The following is a 1,108-nucleotide window of genomic DNA, read 5'->3' as shown; positions in this document are numbered from 1 at the left end:
CTTTTCCATGTTGGCGCATGGCCCCGCTGAAACCAGCGCCGCACGGTTTTTCTCTCTACTCCGATCGTTGTGGCGATAGCCTGAATACTGTGCCCTTCTGCTTTCAGGGCAAGAGCTTCATTGAAAAGAGTTTCACGTCGCTCCCCAGAGACTGACCTGATGAGCGTCTGCGCTTCTTCTGGTTGTGTCCTGACTGTTCCAGACGTTTCGCTCAATGTCGTTGATGCGCTGAGTTGTCGCGTCAGGGTTCTGACTGTTGTCGTGAAACGGCCCAGTATGCTGACAAAAGCCTCTGACAGGTTCTTCAGCAGATGCCAGCGGTCCGTCACCTGAAGAGCTGATGGCGCGCCTCTGTGGCATCCATCTGCATAAGCACCGGCACGGTCTCTGGCAATGATTTCAACACCGGGGTGGGCCTGCAGCCATTGGGCCAGGGTCGCAGCCTCCCGATCTGGCAGGAGGTCAATGACATCATTTTTCTCAAGATCGACCACAATCGTTCCATAGTGATGTCCCCGTCGCCATGCCCAGTCATCCACCCCTACCACGCGTGTAGGGGGCATGTCTTTCCTGGCGTTCCGTGCCCGGGAAAGGAGGCGGCGAATGAGAGTGTCCGGGCTGATGGGGCAACACAGGCGCACGGTCATTCGTGCACCAGCGGAACCGCCCAGGGTATGGGCGATATAATAATGAAGATCGGTAAGACGCGTGGTCTGTCTGCCATGACGCACGGCTATCCCGTCAAGGGGCATCACAAAGGTCCGACGTGGACAGACCGCAGCCTGACAGAAAAAGCGTGGTACAGAAACGATCAGCGTGGCCGGACGGCCCTGCCATGGAAGATCCGCAAGTTTTCTCTGATAGAAGCTGTGAATGCGTTGTGTCGGGCACTGACAGTCCGGACACAGTACACTCCGCTTGCGCAGACCGACTGCGATCTCCACTCTGTTGTCCAGTGCAACAACACGACGAACGACGAGGGAACGGGGAAGATCAAGGATCCGAAGGCGTGACACTGGGGAATATCCATGAAAGTGGGCGACTTTCAGGATTTTCCAGTTCCAGAACCACAGTACAAGATACCCATCACGAAAAGTGCGGAAGAACC

At 56.1% G+C, this 1,108-nt stretch carries 1 protein-coding gene; it reads right to left on the bottom strand.

Annotated features, from left to right (window positions below; genetic code table 11):
• Positions 1-1,016 (bottom strand): ISL3 family transposase (locus tag CFR76_RS18620; RefSeq protein ID WP_110557947.1); only part of this gene is annotated, 1,016 nt, incomplete at its 3' end.
• Positions 1,017-1,108 lie beyond the last annotated feature (92 nt).

This window comes from Komagataeibacter swingsii (genome assembly GCF_003207895.1).
GTDB classification, from domain to species: Bacteria; Pseudomonadota; Alphaproteobacteria; order Acetobacterales; family Acetobacteraceae; genus Komagataeibacter; species Komagataeibacter swingsii.
Note: the sequence above shows the minus strand (reverse complement) of the source record. Positions and strands in the feature narration are given on the sequence as shown.